The following is a 14,108-nucleotide window of genomic DNA, read 5'->3' as shown; positions in this document are numbered from 1 at the left end:
CCGGCGCGCAGGAAAGCCGATCCCGGGCCCAAGGTCCAGAGCGCCCGGGCGGCCTTCGGACTTGCCTCCCGCGTCATGCCATGGTCAGAACATGGTATAGCGAGAGGAAAGCCCATGCGCCCGTTGCGCGGTATCGCCTTTAAACTGGGATCGGTCCTGATTTTCATTCTGATGTCGGCGCTGGTGAAAACCACTTCCGACAGGGTGCCAGGCGGCGAGGCGGTCTTCTTCCGGTCCTTCTTCGCGATCCCGGTGATCGTCGCCTGGCTGGCGATGCGGGGCGAATTGCGGACCGGGTTCTACACTGCCAATCCGATGGGCCATGTCTGGCGCGGCTTTGCCGGCACGATGGCGATGGGGCTGGGCTTTGCCGGTCTCGCCTATCTGCCGTTTCCCGAAGTGACCGCCATCGGCTATGCGGCGCCCCTGCTGACCGTGGTCTTTGCCGCGATGTTTCTGGGTGAGAATGTGCGGCTGTTCCGGATCTCGATGGTGCTGATGGGGCTTGTGGGTGTCCTGATCGTCATCTGGCCGCGTCTGACCATCCTGCAAGGCGGCGTGCCCGGTGAGGGCAGCCATGCCGAGGCTTTCGGCGCGGTCATCGTGCTGACCGGCGCGGTTTTTGCCGCCCTGGCCCAGGTTTTCATCCGCAAGCTGGTCGCGACCGAAAAGACCGCGACCATCGTCTTCTGGTTCTCGGTTACCGCAACCTGCCTGTCCCTGTTTACCATCCCCTTCGGCTGGGTCTGGCCGACCCCGCGCGAGGCCATCACCCTGATCGCCGCCGGCCTGATGGGAGGGGTCGGGCAGATCCTTCTGACCTCGGCTTACCGCGAGGCCGATGCCTCGCTGGTCGCCCCTTTCGACTATGCCTCGATGATCTTCGCGCTGGCGATCGGCTGGTTCGTATTCCAGGAAATGCCGACCTCGACCATGCTGACCGGGGCGGTGCTGATCATCGTGGCCGGGATCATGATTATTTGGCGCGAGCGTCGCCTGGGACTGGAGCGCGCCCGCCAGCGCAAGGCGATGACGCCACAGGGCTGAGCCGGGGCGCCGGCAGGGCGGAATTTCGCAAGACAAAAGGGCAGTTGCGGACAGATCCTGAAGGCCCGTTTTTGCCGGTAACAGTCGCGCGATCTCTGCGCCTGTGTCTTACCTTCTCTTTACCAGCCAGACCCGGAGTTGCTGGCGCTCGTCTTCTGGCCGGAGGGGCAGGGCGCGACCAGGGCGATGGCGTTTTTGCTGATGCCTGCTCTGCTTGTGGGGCTGACTGCGCTTGCGGGGCTTATCCCGGGCCTTCTGATCGACGGCCTGCGCCCTGGCCAGCCCCGGCCCGACGGGGCCGGAGATGCGATTGTCTGCCCCCCTGACCGCCCTCAGGCGGAATGGGCGCCTGCGGCCAGCGCCGCGACCTGGGCGAGGATATCCGCTACCGGGCGTTTCTCGCCCACGCTTTTCACAATCGCCGAGCCGACAACGCTGCCATCGGCGATCGCCGCCATGGATTTCGCCATCTCGGGCGTATTGATGCCAAAGCCCACCACCACCGGCAGATCGGTCGACGCCTTGATCCGCGCGATATCCGGCGCGATGTCGCTGGCCTGCGGCACGGCCGATCCGGTGATCCCGGTAATCGAGACGTAATAGACAAAGCCCGAGGTGTTTTGCAGCACTTTCGGCAGCCGTTTCGCATCGGTGGTCGGTGTGGCGAGGCGGATGAAATTGATCCCGGCCGCCTGGGCGGGCAGGCAGAGTTCCTCATCCTCTTCCGGCGGCAGATCGACCACGATCAGCCCGTCGATCCCGGCCGCCTTCGCCTCGGCGACAAAACGGTCGACGCCATGCGAATAGATCGGGTTGTAATAGCCCATCATCACGACGGGCGTGGTCGTGTCGCCCTCGCGGAAGGCGCGCACCATATCCAGCACTTTCGTCAGGGTCATCCCGGCTTCCAGCGCGCGCTGGCCGGCGGCCTGGATGGTCGGCCCGTCGGCCATCGGATCGGTAAAGGGCATGCCAAGTTCGATGATGTCGACCCCGGCGCCCGGCAGGCCGCGCAAGAGCGCAAGCGAGGTCGCCTCATCGGGATCGCCTGCCATGATATAGGAGACGAATGCCTTTTTGCCCTCAGCGCGCAGCCTGGCGAATGTGTCGTCGATCCTGGTCATCTGCAGCTCTCCCGAAACCGGGCCCGAAGCCCGGGCTTTTGGCCATGATTTGCCGAAAGCCCGGCAGAAAGGCAATGCTTCACCGCAGGTTTTCAGGCGTCCTGCGCGCGCAGATGCCCGGGCCGGGGGCTCTCGCGGCGATTTCACCCGCATCTTCCTTGATCCCGCGCCCGCTCTCGTCTAACTGGCCCCATCAGCTATGGAGGGCCGGAAATGGGCTTTAAGATGGGTATTGTCGGCCTGCCGAATGTGGGGAAGTCGACCCTCTTCAACGCGCTGACCAGAACCGCTGCGGCCCAGGCCGCGAATTTCCCCTTCTGCACCATCGAGCCGAATGTCGGCGAGGTCGCGGTGCCGGATGCGCGGATCGACAAACTGGCAGCGATTGCCGGCTCGAAACAGATCATCCCGGCGCGGATGACCTTTGTCGATATCGCGGGCCTCGTGCGCGGCGCGTCGAAAGGCGAAGGCCTTGGCAACCAGTTCCTCGCCAATATCCGCGAATGCGACGCCATTGCCCATGTGCTGCGCTGCTTTGAAGATGGCGACATCACCCATGTCGAAGGCCGCATTGACCCGGTCGCCGATGCCGAGACAATCGAGACCGAGCTGATGCTCGCCGATCTTGAAAGCCTCGAGCGCCGCCGCGCGAATCTCGCCCGCAAGATCAAATCCGGCGACAAAGAGGCGGCCGATCAGGATCGCCTGCTGGCCCAGGCTCAGGCCGCGCTGGAGGCGGGGCAGCCCGCGCGCACGGTAAAAGTGCATGAGGATGACCAGAAACAGTGGAAGCTCCTGCAGCTTCTGACCGCGAAACCGGTGCTTTACGTCTGCAATGTCGAAGAGGCTTCGGCAGGCGCCGGCAACAGCGAGTCGGCCCGTGTGGCAGAGATGGCAAAGGCGCAGGGTGCGGGCACGGTGGTGATCTCGGCCCGGATTGAGGAAGAGCTGGCGCAGCTTCCCGAAGAGGATGCGGGTATCTTCCTTGCCGAGATGGGCCTGGAAGAGGCCGGTCTCGACCGGCTGATCCGCGCGGGTTATGCGCTTCTGGGTCTGCAGACCTATTTCACCGTCGGCCCGAAAGAGGCCCGCGCCTGGACGATCACCAAAGGCATGCTGGCACCCCAGGCCGCCGGTGTGATCCATGGAGATTTCGAGAAGGGCTTCATCCGGGCGGAAACGGTCGGCTACGATGACTATATCGCCGGCAAGGGCGAGGCGGGTGCGAAAGAGGCGGGCAAGTTCCGCGTCGAGGGCAAGACCTATGAGGTGAAGGACGGCGACGTGCTCCACTTCCTCTTCAACGCCTGATCCTGTGCCGGAGCGGCGGGCTCAGCCTGCCGCTGCTGCTCTGATCCGCGAACGGCGGGCGACGCCGCCCTGCATAGCCCAGCGGCCCACCGGGGCCGCCATGCCAATGAGCTGCGGCGCCGCCGGAAACCGCGGCCGTGCCGCGGCCGGGTAAAGCGCCTGAATGGAAGCGGGCAGGATCCCGAAGCCCGACCGTGTCACCATTTTGCGAAACAGCCCCAGCACGGCAGGTCTGACCGGCGCGGTTGAGATCACCTGCAAAACCTCGGCCACGCGGTCGTCAAAGCGCAGCTGAGGCACCATGCCGGTCAGATAGTCCTGCACCGAGGCCGCCGTCACCGGCACATCGCGCGCGCCCAGCATCCGCGCCACCAGCGCCATTTCCCCGAAATAGCGATCCTGGTCGGCCACGGGCATATCCGGCTCGGTAAAGCGCAGATGTGCGGCGAGGAAGCCCGACACTTCCGCCACATGCACCCAGGTCAGCAGATCCGGATCCGAGGCGCGATAGGGGCGGCCCGAGGCATCCTGGCCCGCGACCCGTTCATGGATGCGGCGGACGCGCGCGATCAGCGCCTCGGCCTCGGCGCGCGCGGCATAGGTGGTGCCGGCGATGAACTGAGACGTGCGCGCCAGCCGTCCCAGAACATCATCGCGGAAATTCGAATGGTCCCAGACACCGGCAATCGCGAGGGGGTGCAGCATTTGCAGCATCAGCGCCGAGACGCCGCCCACCACCATCGGCACGAAATCGGCATGGACCCGCCAGCAGACCGCTTCCGGCCCGAAGAGCCCGGGATCCCCCAAAGGTGCGTCAAACCGGATCTGACCGCTGCCGGTCATCCGTAAGATATTGCCGGCGATCAGTTTTCGCAGGGGTTCCAGCGCCATCATGCTTCCGGTCGGGGTTGCTTCCCCCGCAACCTGGCCCGCCCCGGGGTCGCAGGCAAGCCCGCTTTCCCGATGTTGTATGCCCCTGGAGCGATTGCTATGAGGGAACATCCCCCGCAAAGGAGCCCGGAAGTGGAAGTCAGGATTCTCGATCCCCGCCTGAATGACTGGGGCCTGCCCCGCTATCAGAGCGCAGGTGCCGCTGCGGTCGATCTGATGGCCTGTATCGACGCGCCGGTCCTGATCGCGCCCCAGGCGCCGGCGGTGCTGGTCAAATCGGGGATCGCGCTGAATTTCGGTGATATGTCGCTGGCGGCTCTGGTGCTGCCACGTTCGGGGCTGGGGCATAAGAAGGGCCTTGTCATGGGCAATGGCACCGGGCTGATCGACCCCGATTATACCGGCGAGATCATGGTCTCGGTCTGGAACCGCAATCCGGCGGGTTCGGACCCGATTGAGATCACCCCCGGCGAGCGCATCGCGCAGATGATCTTCGTGCCCGTTCTGCGCCCTGATTTCCGGGTGGTCGAGGCATTTTCAAACGAGACCGCGCGCGGTGCCGGCGGGTTTGGCTCCACCGGAGGCTGAGGCCCCCGAGGCTTAGGCGCAGTTCAGGCCCTGGAGGCAGCAGATGTTCGACAACCCGACGGTGTTCTTGCTTCTGGCCATTCTGCTCGGGACCGGGCTCGGGCGGGGCGCGACCATCGGGATTGCGCTGTTCTGGGCCGCGCTCCAGGCCGGGATCGGCTGGTACGGGGTCGAGCGCGTCAATATCCAGCTTGGCTGGGACAGCCGCTATTTCCTCGTGCTGGGATCGGTGGTGGTGCTGGTGCAGTGCTATCGCCACCTCCTGCGGTATTTGCGCAACGAGGCGGGCAAGACCGCCCCGCAGGAGCCGCCTCGCGAAGAAGGGCCGTTCACGCCCACCGAGGTCAGCCGCTATGCCCGCCACATCTTTCTGCGGGAGATCGGCGGCCAGGGGCAGCAGCGCCTGAAAGCCGCGAAAGTTCTGGTTGTGGGGGCAGGCGGGCTTGGCGCGCCGGTGCTCCTGTACCTTGCCGGGGCCGGGGTGGGTGAGATCGCGGTGATCGATGATGATGTCGTCGAGCTCAGCAATCTGCAACGCCAGATCATCCATTCTGACGCGCGGATCGGAATGCCCAAAGTGTTTTCCGCCGAAGCCGCGATGAAGGCGCTGAACCCGTTTATCGAGGTGCGGCCCTATCACCGCCGGCTTGATGCCGCCGTGGCCGAGGCGCTGATCGCCGATTACGACCTGGTGCTGGACGGGACCGATAATTTCGACACGCGCTACCTTGTGAACCAGACCTGCGCGCGGCTGGGAAAACCGCTGATCACCGGCGCGATGACGCAATGGGAGGGGCAGCTTTCGCTCTGGGATCCGGCGCAGGGCGGCCCGTGTTTTGAATGCGTCTTTCCCGAACGGCCGGCGCCCGGGATGGTTGCCTCCTGTGCCGAGGCGGGGGTGGTGGCGCCGCTGCCGGGTGTGATCGGCGCGATGATGGCGCTGGAGGCGGTGAAACACATCACCGGCGCGGGTGAGGGGCTGAAGGGGCGGCTGATGATCCATGATGCGCTTTATGCCGAGACCCGGATGATCCGGGTGAAAAAGCGCAAGGGCTGTGCCGGCTGCGGCGCCTGAGACGGCTCAGACCTGAAGGCCCTTTTCGGTGATGATGGCGTCAAGGCCGATATCATGCGGCTGCGGGAAGATGGTCGCCAGTTCCGCGCTGTGAAAACCCACGCCGATCGTGAAGGGGCGCGGGGTCAGTGCCGCGAGCGTGCGGTCGAAATAGCCCCCGCCATAGCCGAGCCGGTAGCCCTTCCGGTCCCAGCCGACCAGTGGCGCGAGGCTGATATCGGGCCGGACATGTCCGGGCGCAGCGGGGACGAGGATGTTCCAGTGCCCGCGCTCCATCGCGGCGCCTTGTGTCCAGCGCCGGAAGGCCAGCGGCGCGGCGCGGGTCTCGACCACCGGCAGCGCGAGGTGCAAACCATGGGCCTCAAGCGACAGCATCCAGGGCCGCAGGTCCGGCTCAGCCCTGATCGGCCAATAGCCCGAGAGGATCATACCAGGCCTGAGCAGGCCACGCTCCTCCAGCAGGCGGTCGAGATGGACCGCCAGCGCCGCCGCCACCTCCCGGCGCTCCGCCGCAGACATCAGGTCGCGGGCCGCAAGCCGTTCTGCGCGCTTTTGCCGCCGCCAGGCGGGCAGGTCATCTTCGGGCCGGATCTCTGTCATCGCATTCCCCCCACAGCCAGGTAACCTGGTGCCAGGTCCAGCATGCCGGATCCTGACCGGATCTGCGCGCCATTTGCGCGGCTTTTGCACGCCTTTGCGCCATTTTTCGCCGCCGGCCCGGGCTTGTCAGCACGCAGCCCCGTCGTCATAGTCCCGCAAACCAGCTGCAGGAGATGAGTCATGACCCCCTCCCAGACATTCAGAATGGCAAGCGCTGCTTTTTTTCTGACCGGGATGGCGCTGGCGCCGATGGCCATGGCCGAGACGCTGCCGGATCTTGCCGGCCGCGAGATCGTGGTTGCGACCGAGAACACCTATCCGCCGCTGCAGTATATCGGGCCCGAGGGCAAACCTGTCGGCTGGGAATATGATGCGGTCACCGAGATCGCCAGACGGCTGAACCTGACGGTGAAATATGAGAATACGAGCTGGGACGCGATGATCCCGGCGATTTCGGCGGGCCAGTATGATGTCGCGATGAACGGTATCACCATCAAGGAGGAACGGCTGGAAGCGGTTGATTTCTCTCAGCCCTATATGCTGTCACAGATGCTGATGGTGGTCCGGGGCGATGAAAGCCGCTTTACCGATGCGGCATCATTTGCAGCGGACAGTGATTTGCTGATGGCAGCGCAGCCCGGCACGACGCCCTTTTATGTGGGCGTCTATGACGTGCTGGACGGTGACGAGAAAAACCCGCGTATCGTGAAATTCGAGACCTTCGGCGCGGGCCTTCAGGCGCTGCAGGCCGGCGATGTCGATCTGGTTCTCTCGGACAGCACCGCCGCGCATGGCTATGTCGATACCTCGGGCGGTGCGCTGAAGATCATCGGTGCGCCACTGGGGGCAGAGGAATTCGGGTTCATCTTTCCGAAAGGCTCGGATCTGGTTCAGCCCTTCGATGCGGCGATCAGCGCGATGGAAGCGGATGGCAGCCTTGAGGCGCTGAACCGCAAATGGTTCTTTGACACCAGGGATGGCGGCTGAGAGCGGCCGGACCAGGCCCGGTGAGCGGGCGTCGCAGGCAGGAAGCCGGGCCGGATTTTCCCTGGTGGCTGCTGGCGCTTGGCGGGCTTTTGTTGTGGCTTTTCGCGGAAGTCCTATCGGATGAGCATTACCGCGCCGCGCTGGTGATGCTGTCCGAAGGCATCCGGATCACCGTTCTGGTCTCGCTGACCGCTTTTGCGGGTGCCTGTCTTCTGGGCCTCGTGCTGGCGATGATGGCCCTGTCGCAGCGGATCTGGCTCAGGCAGATCGCAAGGTTCTATGTGGAGCTGATGCGCGGCATTCCGATGATGGTGCTGCTTTTATATGTGGCCTTCGCGCTGGCGCCTTTGCTGATCCTGGGTGTGAACCGCGTGGGTGGCCTCTTCGGAGCCGACCCCCTGACCACCCGTGACTTTCCGCTTTTGTGGCGTGCGGTCCTGGCGCTGGTGCTGGCCTACAGCGCCTTTCTGGCCGAGATTTTCCGCGCCGGTATCGGGGCCGTCAATCAGGGCCAGGTCGAGGCCGCCGACGCACTTGGCCTGAGCCGCTGGCAACGCTTTCGTCTGGTGGTCTTCCCCCAGGCCTTCCGGCTGATCCTGCCACCTTTGGGCAATGATTTCATTGCGATGGTCAAGGACAGCTCGCTGGTGGCAGTGCTGGGGGTGACCGATATCGCGCAATTGGCCAAGGTCGCCTCCTCGACCAATTTCCGCTATATGGAAACCTATAATGTGGCGGCGATGCTGTATCTGGTGATGACGCTGGGCCTGTCGCTGGTGCTGCGCTGGATCGAGCGTCGGCTGGCAGTGCGGCCTGAGCAGGGGGGCTCTGCCAGCCGCAGGTGAAAAGGGGTATCCGCCGGAAAGAGGGCTCCGCCCCCGGCCCCCCTTGCGGGGCGCCTGTCCCGGGATATTTAAAGACAGAGAATGGATCTGAAGAAAGAGGTGTCGCGATGAATGTTCTCCTTGAGAAATGGGACACCCCTTTCGGGCTGCCGCCCTTTGAACAGATCCGGGATGAGGATTTCGCGCCGGCTTTCGATGCGGCACTGGCGGCGGCGCGGGACCGTATTGGCGCGATCAGCGCCGGCGAGGCGCAGGATTTTGCCGGCGTGATCGAGGCGCTGGAACTGGCAGAGTGTGAGCTCGATCAGGTGGCGGGGGTGTTCTACAATCTCGCCGGTGCGGATTCCAACGAGGCGCGCGAGGCCTTGCAGCGCGATCTGGCGCCGAAGCTGAGCGCATTTTCTTCGGAAGTGACCAATAACAAGGGCCTGTTTGCGAAGATCGAAGCGCTTTGGCAGGCGCGCGCGGATCTGGGACTGACCGCAGAGCAACTGCGGGTGCTGGACCTCTACCGGCAGATGTTTGTCAGATCGGGCGCGGGGCTTGATGGCGCGGCGGCGGAACGTCTGACCGCCGTGAAGTCGCGGCTGGCGAGCCTTGGCACCAGCTTCAGCCAGAATCTGCTGGCCGATGAGCGCAGCTGGTTCATGGAGCTGGCCGAAGATGACCTCGAAGGCCTGCCGGGTTTTGTTGTCGAAGCCGCGCGCGCGGCGGGGGCGGAGCGCGGGCTTGGCCCGGTGGTGACGCTTTCCCGTTCGCTGATCGTGCCGTTTTTGCAATTCTCGCCCCGGCGCGCCCTGCGGCAAAAGGCATGGGAGGCCTGGGGGCTACGCGGCGCCAATGGCGGGGCGACCGACAACCGAGGCATTGCCGCCGAGACGCTGGCCCTGCGCGAAGAACGGGCAAAGCTGCTCGGCTATCCGGATTTCGCGCATTTCAAGCTGGAACCGGAAATGGCGAAAACGCCCGAGGCAGTCAGGGATTTGTTGATGCGGGTCTGGGCGCCTGCGCGCAAAAAGGCGCTGGCGGATGGCCAGGTGCTGGAGGCGATGCTGCATGCGGATGGCATTGACGGGCCGCTGGAACCCTGGGACTGGCGCTATTACTCCGAGAAGCGGCGCCTTGCGGAACATGATTTCGATGAGGCGGTGATCAAGCCCTATCTCTCGCTTGATGCGATGCTGGCGGCGATGTTCGGCTGTGCCACCCGGCTTTTCGGTCTGGAATTCCGCGAGATCTCCGGGCCGTTCTACCACCCGGATGTGCGCGGCTGGGAGGTGACCCGTGACGGCCGCCATATCGCGGTTTTCCTTGGCGATTACTTCGCGCGGGGTTCAAAACGGTCGGGGGCCTGGTGTTCGGCGATCCGGTCGCAGCGCAGGCTTGGCGGTGATCAGCGCCCCGTCGTGGTCAATGTCTGCAACTTTGCCAAGGGAGATCCGTGCCTCTTGTCTTATGACGATGCGCGGACCCTGTTCCATGAATTCGGCCATGCGCTGCACCAGATGCTTTCGGATGTGACCTATGGCTTCATCTCGGGGACCAGCGTGGCGCGCGATTTCGTCGAACTGCCGAGCCAGCTTTACGAGCATTGGCTGGAAGTGCCGGAAGTGCTGGAGGAATATGCCCGCCATTACCAGACCGGCGAAGCGATGCCCGCAGATCTGCGCGACCGGCTGTTAGGGGCCTCGACCTGGGATCAGGGCTTTGCCACGGTCGAGTTCCTCGCCTCGGCTCTGGTCGATCTGGAATTCCATTCTGGCCCCGCGCCCCAGGATCCGATGCAGAAACAGGCCGAGGTGCTTGCCGCAATCGGCTTGCCCCATGCGATCCCGATGCGCCATGCCACGCCGCAATTCGCGCATGTGTTTTCCGGCGATGGGTATTCCTCAGGCTATTACAGCTATATGTGGTCGGAAGTGATGGATGCCGATGCCTTTGCCGCCTTTGAAGAGACCGGCAATGCCTTTGATCCGGAAATGGCGGCAAAGCTTGAACGCTACATCCTCTCGGCCGGCGGCTCAGAAGACCCGGAACAGCTTTATCTGAAGTTCCGCGGCGCCATGCCGGGGGTGGAGGCGCTTTTGAAGGGCAGGGGGCTCCTCGAGCCGATCTGACCCCTCAAAGGCACATTGCCGCAGAAAACCCGCGTCCCGGTCAGCCCGGGAGGTTGCCATGACGTGGGATTTTGTGCATTGAAGGCGCGGACGGTCCCGTGGCTCAACTGGATAGAGCAGCCCCCTCCTAAGGGGCAGGTTACAGGTTCAAGTCCTGTCGGGATCACCATATAGCTTGCAGAGCGTTGTTTTGGTTGAATTAAAATCACCGTTTACTGGTATTTTTTAATTCGTTTACAGCGTTCTGTTCTTGTTCCGCCCCGATTACCACGGCTTTGCGACTTGCTGCCCGGGTATAGGCTTCTGCTTCCGCCAGGCTCGCATGACCACCCCAAGCCATGATCGCATGGGCTGATCCGCCTGATTCCGCGATTGCTGAAAGGCGATACTTTCTGAGGCCGTGAGGCGTCTTGCCAGTTACTCCAGCAGCCACGGCTGCCGCTGTGATGAAGTTCGACAGCCCTTTTACGGTTCTGGATTTGCCCAACGACGTTTCGAGCAGGGTGAAGCCGGCAGTTGCCATTACGATGGCGCGCACCTCTTCCCGTTCCGTTTCCCACGCTCTCGCCCAGGCGGGCAGAGGCGAGGTCCAAGGCACATGTGCAAGCCCGCCGGTTTTTTGTTGGCGGAACGACAGCAGCCCATCGCTGGCAATATGTGATCGGCACATGGTTGCAGCATCGCTCACCCGTGCGCCGGTCCATGCCAGAAGTTCGAAGGCGGCGCGCTGACGCGTGCCGGGGCGCCAGTGTTCGCGAAACCTGTCCACGTCATGCTGTGACCATGCGGCGTGGCCCGGGCTTTTCGTCTGCGCCTTCTTGATCCCGAGGCTTGGATCGGTCTCGATGACATTGTCGACTTTTGCTTGCGCAAAGATAAGGCGCCAGCATTTAAGGCTGGCATTCGCAGGGTTGGGGTCGAGCGTTGCGAGGTCGGCCGCAATGTGTTTCTCGCGCAGTCCTTTGACGGGAAGGGAGCCATGGGCACCCTCGATACGTTCCAGATGAAATCTCAGGCTGACCTTGTAGGTCGTGGACAGACCTTTCCAGCGTTTCGATGCGCGAACGTTCCGCACCATCATTGCGACTGAACCCTTGTCCAGCTTTGGCGCATAGTCCGGCACTGTCGCCTCGGCCCTGGCCCAGGCGGCTATAAATTCCGGGTGGGTTTCGGGGAGATCCGGCAGGCGTGTACCAGTCGGCCGGTGGTAACATAGCACCTTGTCCCCGCGGCGGATCCTTTGCACCCGAGGCAGTTTCACCGCTTCAATCCGAAATGCTGATCGCAAAGATCTACCTCGTCGGCATTTGCCTTGTCGCCTTCATAGGGCAGTTCAGACGCATATCGGTCAAGGTCGAGGCGATCAAATAGCTTGCGGCCGCCCATAATGCGGCGAGGGATCTCCAGCGCGCGAAGGGTGGTCTCGCTGACGCCCAGATATGTTGCGGCCTCTTGCGACCCCAGCAAGCGGGGCTGGTAGCTGATTGGTGCGTGCTTCCCCATTATGCCGCTTCCTCCCCCATCATCAGATGGGCGCACTTGGCCCGCGTCATTTCGGGATCTCCGGATTGCAGTCCGGGCACTGCTCAAGGATCACGTGGCTATCCAGAAACCGCGTGTCCTCGCAGCGCGCGCAACTCGGCGCCGGCTTCGCGGGCTGGCCTGTGCCGGCGATCAGATCCATCACCATCCGCACGGCATGGATCACGCTCATGCGAAGGGCAGTCGGATATGCGGGAAGCGATCCCGGTGCAGCGCGATATGTGCGCGCCTGGCGGTCGTGGATAAGGCGGCCGGGATTGATGGCGCGGTATGAGCGGAAATCGATAGCAGCCTGAGACTGGCTGATGCCGAAGGCAGTGATTAGATCCTGCCTGCCGATGGTGCCGGTGCCGATCAGGCGGGCATCGATCCAGATCATCCGGGTCAGGACGGCGTGGGTGAGGTCACCCATTGGCGACCCCCGGCATCTGATCCCATGTTTCCCCATCAAGGTGGCGGCCCGCCCGCTTCTTGCCGATCCGCCACAGGTCCGGCTCTTCGTCGCGCTCCATTTCCAAGGATTCGCGAAGGGTGACCTCACCGATTATCCAGTCGTCATCAAAATAGGTGGCGACTTTCTCTGTCCCGGTCTGCTCTCCGCTGTCACATTCGCCCGGCGCCCATTCTCCCCATTGCTTGAAATGGAAGGCCACTCCCGCCGCGATGCACTGATCTCGCAGCGAGATCACCCAATCCTGGTGCATGGGCCGCGCATGTGGGCCGCTCTCGCCGCCGACGATCACGAGGTCAAGGCCGTCGCGCCCCTTTTCCAGCGCCGATGCCGACTGACGCCCCCTTTGGCAGTTGTGTAGCGGAACGTGTCCAATCTCGCACCACGCACAATCGCCCCAGCATTCAGCGCTGAGTGCGCTGTCGCCGTGCCACGCGCTCTCAAGATCGACCGGGCCTAGCAGCGGCTCCATCGACAGGAAACGCACCACGGCAGGCACCGCCATCAGCTTTGGGATATCCCGGTCAGCTTCGGCCTGATTTACAACCGTGCATCCTAGCCAGACATTCGGATATCCGCGCCCCCAATCGGGCGGCAGCATCTTCGCGATGTTCCCGGGCCGCTTTGTGAGCAGCATCCAATCCAGATTCGGCGTTGCTCTGATCAGCGCCCAGAGGTCGGTGCGCACCCCTTCCGGCCAGGCGTTATCGAAAACGTCCGCCAGCGAGGCGCAGAAGACCCGCTGGCGCTCGCCCGCGGCCGCTGCATCCCGATCCCATTTCAAGGGCTGGCGCCAGTATGCCGCCGTAGTGCGCTTCCTTGCTTCGCCCGGCCCCCATTTGACCTGGCCGGATCGCTTGGCCCATCCCTCTGCATAGCAGTTATCACAGCCCGGCCCGACCTTCTGGCAGCCAGTCACCGGGTTGAAGGTGTGGTGGGTCCATCCGATGCTGCTGTTCTCACCCATTTGCGATCTCCATCAGCGTTTCGGCATGACAGGGCGATCCCGGCTTGCACCAGCAGGCGAAGCTATGACCGCGCATCGCGGGTAGGCGGTTCAGCACTGCCGCGCGCAGTTCGTCGAGGGCGTCGATACAGCGCGTCACATCGGTCCCGCTCAGCCCGGCAGGCAGATACGGAGTGCCGGTGCGCAGCCAGTCAGCGTGAAGCGTAACGGCGCGCTCTGGCGTGAGGATCTCGCTCATAGGGATCAGCGGATACCAATCCATCTTGCCCTGCAGCGATCCGTTCGGGATGCGCAGGCCACTGGGCTCGCCCGGCACCCATGGGTTGCCGAAGATGGTGGACCGGTCACAGCGCACGGCGTTGGCCGGCAGGCGCGAGCCTTTGGTGCGGGAGAGCTGCACGCGGGAGGATAGGGCATGGTCTCGCATCACTCGATCCCCGCAGTGATCCGGTGGCGTGGGCGCTCAACCATGGATGTGATGACCTGGCGGGCGTCCGCCTCCGGAATGCCGAGGTCAGCAGCCAGCCGTACCAGCTTCATGACCTCACCGGGAAAGAAGAAGT

Annotated in this window: 15 protein-coding genes and 1 tRNA gene; 8 read left to right on the top strand and 8 right to left on the bottom strand. The window is 63.7% G+C overall.

The window, feature by feature from the left end:
* Positions 1-114: 114 nt before the first annotated feature.
* On the top strand, positions 115-1,047 hold the full coding sequence (locus M3484_RS16590; protein ID WP_249498280.1) for a DMT family transporter: 933 nt from the start codon (positions 115-117) through the stop codon (positions 1,045-1,047).
* Between the two features lie 332 nt (positions 1,048-1,379).
* Here the strand turns inward: M3484_RS16590 and trpA are convergent, their stop codons facing one another.
* Positions 1,380-2,171 (bottom strand): tryptophan synthase subunit alpha, encoded by a 792-nt coding sequence (gene trpA, locus M3484_RS16585; protein ID WP_092901902.1) that lies wholly within the window; start codon positions 2,169-2,171, stop codon positions 1,380-1,382.
* A 213-nt stretch (positions 2,172-2,384) separates the two neighbouring features.
* Between trpA and ychF the strand changes: the two genes are divergently transcribed.
* Positions 2,385-3,482, top strand: coding sequence for a redox-regulated ATPase YchF (gene ychF, locus M3484_RS16580; protein WP_249498278.1), 1,098 nt, complete (start codon positions 2,385-2,387; stop codon positions 3,480-3,482).
* A gap of 21 nt (positions 3,483-3,503) precedes the next feature.
* Here ychF and M3484_RS16575 read toward each other — a convergent pair whose 3' ends face one another.
* Positions 3,504-4,367 (bottom strand): oxygenase MpaB family protein, encoded by an 864-nt coding sequence (locus tag M3484_RS16575; protein WP_249498470.1) that lies wholly within the window; start codon positions 4,365-4,367, stop codon positions 3,504-3,506.
* 105 nt (positions 4,368-4,472) lie between these two features.
* On the opposite strand from M3484_RS16575, the gene dut reads away from it, so the two are divergent.
* On the top strand, positions 4,473-4,961 hold the full coding sequence (gene dut, locus M3484_RS16570) for a dUTP diphosphatase (protein ID WP_249498275.1): 489 nt from the start codon (positions 4,473-4,475) through the stop codon (positions 4,959-4,961).
* Between the two features lie 43 nt (positions 4,962-5,004).
* Positions 5,005-6,036, top strand: a complete 1,032-nt coding sequence (locus M3484_RS16565) for a HesA/MoeB/ThiF family protein (protein WP_249498273.1) — start codon at positions 5,005-5,007, stop codon at positions 6,034-6,036.
* A gap of 6 nt (positions 6,037-6,042) precedes the next feature.
* Here the strand turns inward: M3484_RS16565 and M3484_RS16560 are convergent, their stop codons facing one another.
* On the bottom strand, positions 6,043-6,636 hold the full coding sequence (locus M3484_RS16560) for a 5-formyltetrahydrofolate cyclo-ligase (RefSeq protein ID WP_249498271.1): 594 nt from the start codon (positions 6,634-6,636) through the stop codon (positions 6,043-6,045).
* A gap of 180 nt (positions 6,637-6,816) precedes the next feature.
* Here M3484_RS16560 and M3484_RS16555 point away from each other — a divergent pair, with 180 nt between their 5' ends.
* The 4 genes from M3484_RS16555 to M3484_RS16540 all read left to right on the top strand — a co-directional run bounded on the left by M3484_RS16555 (position 6,817) and on the right by M3484_RS16540 (position 10,754).
* A complete protein-coding gene (locus tag M3484_RS16555; protein WP_249498269.1) occupies positions 6,817-7,623 on the top strand; it encodes a transporter substrate-binding domain-containing protein in 807 nt (268 codons plus the stop codon).
* Between the two features lie 20 nt (positions 7,624-7,643).
* Complete coding sequence (locus tag M3484_RS16550; RefSeq protein ID WP_249498267.1) at positions 7,644-8,468, top strand: amino acid ABC transporter permease; 825 nt, start codon at positions 7,644-7,646, stop codon at positions 8,466-8,468.
* Positions 8,469-8,575: 107 nt separating this feature from the next.
* The gene (locus M3484_RS16545) at positions 8,576-10,585 is read left to right on the top strand and encodes a M3 family metallopeptidase (protein WP_249498265.1); all 2,010 of its coding nucleotides are present in this window, start codon (positions 8,576-8,578) and stop codon (positions 10,583-10,585) included.
* A 92-nt stretch (positions 10,586-10,677) separates the two neighbouring features.
* A tRNA-Arg gene (locus tag M3484_RS16540) sits at positions 10,678-10,754 on the top strand.
* A gap of 36 nt (positions 10,755-10,790) precedes the next feature.
* Here the strand turns inward: M3484_RS16540 and M3484_RS16535 are convergent.
* The 5 genes from M3484_RS16535 to M3484_RS16515 are packed head-to-tail and all read right to left on the bottom strand — an operon-like array spanning position 10,791 to position 13,972.
* Positions 10,791-11,846, bottom strand: coding sequence for a tyrosine-type recombinase/integrase (locus M3484_RS16535; RefSeq protein WP_249498263.1), 1,056 nt, complete (start codon positions 11,844-11,846; stop codon positions 10,791-10,793).
* On the bottom strand, positions 11,843-12,088 hold the full coding sequence (locus tag M3484_RS16530) for a helix-turn-helix domain-containing protein (RefSeq protein WP_249498261.1): 246 nt from the start codon (positions 12,086-12,088) through the stop codon (positions 11,843-11,845). The genes M3484_RS16535 and M3484_RS16530 overlap by 4 nt, the downstream gene beginning before the upstream one ends.
* Positions 12,089-12,134: 46 nt before the next feature.
* Positions 12,135-12,539: a BrxR family helix-turn-helix transcriptional regulator gene (locus M3484_RS16525; protein WP_249498254.1), complete on the bottom strand. Its 405-nt coding sequence runs from the start codon at positions 12,537-12,539 to the stop codon at positions 12,135-12,137.
* The gene (locus M3484_RS16520; protein ID WP_249498246.1) at positions 12,532-13,545 is read right to left on the bottom strand and encodes a phage Gp37/Gp68 family protein; all 1,014 of its coding nucleotides are present in this window, start codon (positions 13,543-13,545) and stop codon (positions 12,532-12,534) included. Before M3484_RS16520 ends, M3484_RS16525 begins: the two co-directional genes overlap by 8 nt.
* The gene (locus M3484_RS16515) at positions 13,538-13,972 is read right to left on the bottom strand and encodes a DUF4326 domain-containing protein (protein WP_249498244.1); all 435 of its coding nucleotides are present in this window, start codon (positions 13,970-13,972) and stop codon (positions 13,538-13,540) included. The genes M3484_RS16520 and M3484_RS16515 overlap by 8 nt, the downstream gene beginning before the upstream one ends.
* Between the last annotated feature and the right edge of the window lie 136 nt (positions 13,973-14,108).

The sequence above is a fragment of the Pseudomonas sp. GX19020 genome (assembly GCF_023371075.1).
Lineage (GTDB): Bacteria > Pseudomonadota > Alphaproteobacteria > Rhodobacterales > Rhodobacteraceae > Pseudogemmobacter.
Note: the sequence above shows the minus strand (reverse complement) of the source record. Positions and strands in the feature narration are given on the sequence as shown.